Source organism: Nitratireductor sp. ZSWI3, assembly GCF_024655565.1.
Taxonomy (GTDB): domain Bacteria; phylum Pseudomonadota; class Alphaproteobacteria; order Rhizobiales; family Rhizobiaceae; genus Nitratireductor.
The window spans coordinates 1-7,428 of sequence record NZ_JANKOF010000145.1 but is presented as its reverse complement, the minus strand read 5'-3'; the positions used below and the strand labels follow the sequence as shown (position 1 = coordinate 7,428).

Here is a 7,428-nt window from a genome sequence, read left to right as displayed (position 1 = left end):
CGACGCCTCCCTCTCCCCGCTTGCGGGGAGAGGGTAAGGGTGAGGGGCAGCGCCGGGGCTGCCTGATTGTCCGGACCGGACACCATCACGCGCCCTCGCGCTCGCGCCGCTGTGCCGCGAGCACCTTCCTCACCGCCTCGACGATCTCGTCTTCCTTGACCGAGAACTGCGCCACGCGCGCCTCGCGCCATTCCTCGTTGCTCACGATCTCGCCGGAAAGCCGCTTGCCCTCGATCAGGTCCTTGATCTGCACCTCGCCATTGGCGCGCTCGTCGGCGCCTTGAATGATTGCGAGGGGGCTGCCGCGCCGGTCCGCATATTTGAGCTGGTTGCCGAACTTCTTCCAGTTGCCCTGATACATCTCGGCGCGGATGCCGGCCTGGCGCAGCGCCTGGGTGAATTTCTGATACTTCGCCATCGCCTCGCCGTCGCCGTCCATGACGGTAACGAGCACCGGCGGCAGCACGGCGTCCTGGCCGAGCTTGCCGAGGTTCTTCAGCGCCGTGGCGAGCCGCGAGACGCCGATCGAGAAGCCCGTCGCCGGCACCGGCTGGCCGCGGAAGCGCGAGACGAGCCCGTCATAGCGCCCGCCGCCGCCGACCGAGCCGAAGCGGACGATCTCGCCTTTCTCGTTGGGGATCTCGGCCAGCAGCTCGGCCTCGAAGACGGGGCCGGTGTAATATTCGAGGCCGCGCACGACGGAGGGGTCGATCACTATTCTCGGTGAGGAAACAGCATAGCCGCAGTTTATGATAATTTGCATAATCTTAGAAAGTTCGTCGAGCCCAGTCCTGCCAAGGGCAGAATCCCCGATTATGTTATTGAGGCGACCGAGATATGCTCTTTGGCGATCTCCGCTGGAGTCGCTGGCAATGTCTCCGATATTTGGTGCTACAACAGTGACGATTTTCTCTGTTTGCTCCTCGTCCAGCCCGGCGCCCTTCGTGAAGTCTCCTTCACCTTCCCTGCCGCCGTCCCAGCGCCCTTCGCCGAGCAGGAGCTTCACGCCTTCGGGGCCGAACTTGTCGAGCTTGTCGATCGCCCTCAGAACGGCGAGCTTCTGCGCCTCGTCGGAAACGCCGATCGCCTCCATCACGCCGTCGAGCACCTTGCGGTTGTTGACGCGGATGACGTAGTCGCCGCGCGCGATGCCGAGCGCCTCCATCACATCGGCCATCATCATGCACATCTCGGCGTCGGCGGCGACGCCCGGCGCGCCGACCGTGTCGGCGTCGAACTGCATGAACTGGCGGAAGCGGCCGGGGCCGGGCTTCTCGTTGCGGAACACCCAGCCGGCGCGGTAGGTGCGGTAGGGAAGCTGGATCTCGTTGAAGTTCTCCGCCACGTGGCGGGCCAGCGGCGCCGTCAGGTCGTAGCGCAGCGACAGCCACTGCTCGTCGTCGTCCTGCAGCGAGAACACGCCCTCGTTGGGCCGGTCCTGGTCGGGCAGGAACTTGCCCAGCGCGTCGGTGTACTCGATGAGCGGCGTCTCGATGGGATCGAAGCCGTAGCGCTCATAGACCTCGCGGATCCTGGCGTTCATCTCGTCGACGGCGCGGATATCGGCCGGATGGCGGTCGACGAAGCCGCGCGGGAGCCTCGCCCCAGTCCTACCAGCCTTGCCAGCCTTGTTTGCCATGTCGAAATTCCGCCTGCCGAAAAGAGAAAACCGCGCCCGAAAGGGGCGCGGCTGTCCTAGCCGATCATGACCCGAGCGGCAAGTCTGGGGTCAGCCGACAATGCGCAGGTTGGAGAGCTCGTCGCCGATGGCCTTGAAGGCGTCGTCGAGGTCGCCGCCGGTGGCGTTCCAGAAGAGCTTTACCGGCTTGCCGTCCGGTCCCTTGCGGGTGCGCGATTCCGAGGCGCAGGCCTTCAGCGCCTCGATCTGCTTACTTTCGGCCGCGTTGTTGCTCTTCAGGTCGAGCGCGACCGTCATCATGATGATCCTGCCTGCCTTGGCGTTCTCGCAGGCCGCCACCATGTGCTGGGTCATGGCCGACGAATAGTTGTCGTTGGAGAAATCGTTCTTGCTGATGCCGCCGGTGCCCTCGAAGATCCGGCTGTCGCCGGCGCGGTTCCGCGCATAGCCATAGTTGGAGTAGATCGACCGCGATCCGGCAAGGTCATTGCCGCCGTAACGGTAGTTGGTGCCCGAATAGATCTGTGCGATGACGCTATCTGGAGTGTAATAGGTGTTGGCGCCGTCGGTCAGCACGATCACGACCTTGTCGTTGCCCTTCTCCTTGTCGCCGCGACCCTCGGTGAAGGGGGCGCTGCCGGAGACGACGCGCCAGCCCCAGGCGATACCCTCCGTGACATTGGTCGAGCCGTTGGCCACCATCGCGTCGATGGCCGTGTTGATCTTCGACAGGCCGGCGGCGACCCCGACGTCGGTCAGCGGCGTGATCGCCTTGGTCGTGCAGCCGGCGTTCGGTCCCTTGTCGGCGTCCGTTGCGGCGGTTTCGGAGGCGGCGAAGTATTTCGGCATGAAGGCCTGGCGGGCGGCGGAATTGCTGCTGGAGCTGATATCCGTCCACCAGTTGTTGTTCGCCGGCTGTTTGGCCGGGTTCGTCCAGTCCGTCTCGTCCGGGGCGAACATCGGCACGAAATAGGTCTCCGGCCGGGCCGAATTCGGTGCCTCGTCGTTGAGGTTGTAGGGGTAGGGGCGCATCTCCACGCAGCCCGCCCAGCCCGGCATCTTGGTGTAGCTCCAGCTCTTGCAGTTGCCGTACCAGTCGCGCTGCGTGCAGTCCTTGCGCCGCAGCGCGTCGAACAGCGAGAAGCGGGTGGCCTTGGCGTTCTCCTCGGGCCCCCAGCCGCTGCCGCGCTTGTAGTAGACGCCGCCGCTCTCCTCCACGCGCTTGTTCGGATCCGTCGCACCCATCGAACTCCAGTCGAAATTCTCGTGGTGAACGGGCGAGCGGCCATCCGTGTCCATCCAGCTCGCGGTGGCGTTCTGCGGCCCCACATTCACCGCGCCGGCGAAGGGCACGACCCCGAACTGGACCGGCTTCGATATCTGCTTCATCTGCGCGCCTTCGGCGGCGATGGTCTTGACCAGCTCCTTCGCGGCCTTCTTGAGGATGGTCAGGCGCTTTTCGGTGGATCCGATGCCGACGAAGTCCATTGAGCCCGAATTGTCGAGCACCAGCGCCACTTCGAGCGTGTTCTTGAGGCGGATCTCGCTCTGCGCCTGGAAGTCGATGTTCTGCGGCCCGTCGGGCTTCTCCCCGCGCAGGCTCTGGAACACCGGGAAGAAGATCGGCGCGTATTTCAGGTCGGCCGTCAGCTTCAGCGTGCCGCCGCCCGCATTGTCGTTCGGCAGCAGGACGTGCAGCACGGCGTTCTCCGGCTTCACGGCGCGCAGATTGGCGCGAAAGAAGTCCTCCGCATAGACCTTCGCCTCCTCGTCGGTCGCCCCTTCCGCGATGCGCCGCGCGGTGGCGATGCCGGCGGCATCGAGCGCGTTCAGCGTCATCTGCCGCTGGCGGGAAATCTGCGTGTAGTCGACCGCCAGGGCCAGAACGCCCATGATCGGCGCCATGACGAGTGCCGTCATCATGGCAAAGTTGCCGCGCCGATCGCGCAGGAATGTAATGATCATCGTTGCCACCCCAACTCACAAATTCGCCGGCGATACTCGCCAAAAGTGCTTAATCGGGTGTAACCGCTGGAATCCCACCGCAGATCGTGGTTCCCGCCGGGTTAACCGCGTCCGTCGAATTGAAAGTGCCGCGCGAGGCACCGGATTTGGAACGATAAAAGCGGGTGACAGTCGGCCGCGCTTCCGATAATCCCCGGCCATGCTATCACTCTCGCGGAATGGATCATGCTCGAGACGACGCAGCCCGCCATGCCTGAAGCACCCCGGATGATCGACAGGCTGGATGCCCTGAGCGGCAATTATGCCGCGCTGCTGTGCGATGTCTGGGGCGTGGTGCACAACGGCATCGAGGCGTACGAGGCCGCCTGCGCAGCGCTCGCCCGCGCCCGTGCCGCCGGCAAGGCGGTGGTGCTGATCACCAATTCGCCGCGCCCGCACGAGGGGGTGGAGGAGCAGCTCGACCTTCTCGACGTGCCGCGCGAGGCGTGGGACCGTGTGGTGACGTCCGGCGACGTGACCCGCGACCTCATCCGCAACGCGCCGCGCCGCCTCTACCACATCGGCCCGGAGCGCGACGAAGGGCTGTTCGACGGGCTGGACGTGGAACTGGTCGAGGACTTCGAGGCGTCGGGCGTCGTCTGCACCGGCCTGTTCGACGACGAGACCGAGACGCCCGAGGATTATGCGGACACGCTGCAGCGCCTGCGCATGCGCGACCTGCCCTTCATCTGCGCCAATCCCGACATCATGGTCGAGCGTGGCGACAGGCACATCTGGTGCGCCGGCGCTCTGGCGCGCGATTACGGGCTTTTGGGCGGGCGCACGCTGATCGCCGGCAAGCCGCATCGGCCGATCTACGAGGCGGCGTTCCGGGCGGCCGGCGAGGTGCTGGGCCGGGAGCTTGGCCGCGAGGAGGCGCTGGCGATCGGCGACGGCATCCTGACCGATGTCAAGGGCGCCGATTCCTACGGCATCGACGTGCTGTACGTGACGGCGGGCATCCATGCGCGCGAATACGGCGCGGCGGACAATCCCGATCCCGAACGGCTTGCCGCCTTCCTTCAGACGCACGGGCACCGGCCCGTCGCGGCGATCACCCGGCTGAGATAGGATCCTTCCGCGTGCCGTCCGAGATCCGTCGCATCCCCGCCATCGAAAGCCTGCCCGCAGCGCTGCGCGGCGGAGTGGTGGCGATCGGCAATTTCGACGGCGTGCACCGCGGTCACCAGTCGGTGCTGCAGCCGGCGCTCGACATCGCGGCGCGGGACGGAGTGCCGGCGCTGGTGCTCACCTTCGAGCCGCATCCGCGCCAGGTGTTCCGGCCCGACGTTCCGGTGTTCCGCCTGACGCCGGCCCATATGAAGGCGCGGCTGCTCGAGGCGCTCGGCTTCGAGGCGGTCGTCGAGCATCCCTTCACGCGCGCCTTCGCCGGCCTGGAGCCGCAGGATTTCGTGAAGACCGTGCTGGTCGACGGGCTCGGCATCTCGCATGTGGTGACGGGCTTCGACTTCCACTACGGCAGAAACCGGGGCGGCACGCCGGCGACGCTGGCCGAGGCGGGGCGAGCCAACGGCTTTGGCGTCACGCTCGTCGAAGCCTTCTCCGACGAGGGCGGCGCCGTCGTTTCCTCGAGCCGCATCCGCGGGCTCCTGGGCGAGGGCGAGGTGGCCGAGGCGGCGGGCCTGCTGGGCTATCGCTTCACCGTCGAGGCGGAGGTGACCGGCGGCAAGAAGCTCGGCCGCACGCTGGGCTTTCCGACCGCCAACATGGCCCTGCCGCCGCAGACGGAACTGCGCCACGGCATCTATGCGGTGCGGTTCCGCCGTGCCGACGGCCGCCTCCACGACGGCGTCGCAAGCTTCGGCCGCCGGCCGACGGTGGACGAGGACGGCGCGCCGCTGCTCGAGACGTTCCTGTTCGATTTCGACGGCGACCTCTATGGCGAGACCTGCGCCGTGTCGCTGTTCGGCTTCCTGCGCGGCGAGGTCAAGTTCGACGGGCTCGACCCGCTGGTGGCGCAGATGAAGCGCGACGAGGAGGAGGCGCGGGCGCTGCTGTCCGGCGTCAGGCCGCTTTCGGCGCTCGACCTCGGCATCGCCTTTAAGGGCGCGGCGGCGTGAGGCCAATCGCCTCTTTATTCTTGGCCGCGCGTCGGCTAAAAGCCCTTCCCATGATGACGAGCGCCGGTTTCACACCGATTGCCATACGAATTATTGGCCCGGCCTTCCGTGCGGCCTGAGCGCTGCGGAAGGTCCGGGTTTTTCCGCGCATCGATCGCGCGCCCTCCGCTTTTTGACACTGGCATCGGCGAAGCCCTTCGCTGCTTCGCTTCTTTCACGGCAAGACAATGACCGAGACGTCCGAGAAGATCGACTATTCAAAAACCCTCTACCTGCCGCAGACCGAGTTTCCGATGCGCGCCGGCCTGCCGCAGAAGGAGCCCGAAATGGTGGCCCGCTGGCAGGAGATGGATCTCTATCGCCTGCTGCGCGAGGATGCGGCGGGGCGGCCGAAATTCGTCCTGCACGACGGCCCGCCCTATGCCAACGGCAACATCCATATCGGCCACGCACTGAACAAGGTGCTGAAGGACGTCATCACCCGTTCCTTCCAGATGCGCGGCTATGATTCCAATTACGTGCCCGGCTGGGATTGCCACGGCCTGCCCATCGAATGGAAGATCGAGGAGCAGTACCGCGCCAAGGGCAAGGACAAGGACGAGGTTCCGGTCAACGAGTTCCGCCGCGAATGCCGCGACTTCGCGACGCACTGGATCAACGTGCAGACCGAGGAGTTCAAGCGGCTCGGCGTCGTCGGCGATTTCGACGATCCGTATCTGACGATGAACTTCCACGCCGAGGCGCGCATCGCCGGCGAGCTCCTGAAATTCGCCATGTCCGGCCAGCTCTATCGCGGCTCGAAGCCGGTGATGTGGTCGGTGGTCGAGCGCACGGCGCTCGCCGAGGCCGAGGTCGAGTACCACGACCATGAGAGCGACATGGTGTGGGTGAAGTTTCCGGTTTCGAGCAAGGCCGCCTCCGATCTTCCGGACGCCTTTGTCGTCATCTGGACGACGACGCCGTGGACGATCCCCGGCAACCGCGCCATCTCCTATTCGCCGCGCATCGCCTACGGCCTCTACGAAGTGACGGCGGCGGAGAATGATTTCGGCCCGCAACCCGGCGAGAAACTCATCTTCGCGAAGGCGCTCGCCGAGGAATCCTTTGCCAAGGCCAAGCTTCAGTACGAGCTTTTGCGTGAGGTGTCGGCTGACGAACTCGGCGCGATGGTCTGCGCCCATCCTCTCAAGGGTCTCGGCGGTGGCTACGAGTTCAGTGTCCCGCTGGTCGCCGGCGACCACGTCACCGACGACGCCGGCACGGGCTTCGTGCACACCGCTCCCGGCCATGGCCGCGAGGATTTCGACGCCTGGATGGACGCACGCGCCGAACTCGAGGCGCGCGGCATCGATCCATCGATCCCCTTCACCGTCGACGATGCCGGCTATTACACCAAGGACGCGCCGGGCCTAGGCCCCGATCGCGCGGGCGGGCCGGCCCGCGTCATCGACGACAAGGGCAAGAAGGGCGATGCCAACGACGCCGTCATCAAGGCGCTGATCGGGAAGAACATGCTGTTCGCGCGCGGGCGGCTGAAGCACAGCTATCCGCATTCCTGGCGTTCCAAGAAGCCAGTCATCTTCCGCAACACGCCGCAATGGTTCGTCCATATGGACAAGGATCTGGGCGGTTTCGCTGCCGGCGACGGCCCCTCATCCGACCCTTCGGGCCACCTTCTCCCCGCAAGCGGGGAGAAGGAGATTG

At 65.8% G+C, this 7,428-nt stretch carries 5 protein-coding genes; 3 read left to right on the top strand and 2 right to left on the bottom strand.

What is annotated here, in order from left to right:
* Window positions 1-85 precede the first annotated feature (85 nt).
* On the bottom strand, window positions 86-1,639 hold the full coding sequence (gene hisS / locus NUU27_RS24195) for a histidine--tRNA ligase (RefSeq protein WP_257764858.1): 1,554 nt from the start codon (window positions 1,637-1,639) through the stop codon (window positions 86-88).
* Window positions 1,640-1,729: 90 nt separating this feature from the next.
* A complete protein-coding gene (locus tag NUU27_RS24190; protein WP_257764857.1) occupies window positions 1,730-3,604 on the bottom strand; it encodes a pilus assembly protein in 1,875 nt (624 codons plus the stop codon).
* Between the two features lie 249 nt (window positions 3,605-3,853).
* On the opposite strand from NUU27_RS24190, the gene NUU27_RS24185 reads away from it, so the two are divergent.
* From NUU27_RS24185 to NUU27_RS24175, 3 genes are all read left to right on the top strand, one after another.
* Entirely contained in the window at window positions 3,854-4,714 is an 861-nt protein-coding gene (locus NUU27_RS24185) for a TIGR01459 family HAD-type hydrolase (protein ID WP_374568081.1), read from the top strand.
* An 11-nt stretch (window positions 4,715-4,725) separates the two neighbouring features.
* Entirely contained in the window at window positions 4,726-5,724 is a 999-nt protein-coding gene (locus NUU27_RS24180) for a bifunctional riboflavin kinase/FAD synthetase (protein WP_257764856.1), read from the top strand.
* A gap of 227 nt (window positions 5,725-5,951) precedes the next feature.
* A partial coding sequence (locus NUU27_RS24175) for a class I tRNA ligase family protein (RefSeq protein WP_257764855.1) occupies window positions 5,952-7,428 on the top strand: 1,477 nt, incomplete at its 3' end.

Excerpts from the sequence above, each read along its gene's own strand:
- hisS (WP_257764858.1), bottom strand. The coding sequence starts at position 1,639 with ATGGCAAACAAGGCTGGCAAGGCTGGTAGGACTGGGGCGAGGCTCCCG.
- NUU27_RS24185 (WP_374568081.1), top strand. The coding sequence starts at position 3,854 with ATGCCTGAAGCACCCCGGATGATCGACAGGCTGGATGCCCTGAGCGGC.
- NUU27_RS24190 (WP_257764857.1), bottom strand. The coding sequence starts at position 3,604 with ATGATCATTACATTCCTGCGCGATCGGCGCGGCAACTTTGCCATGATG.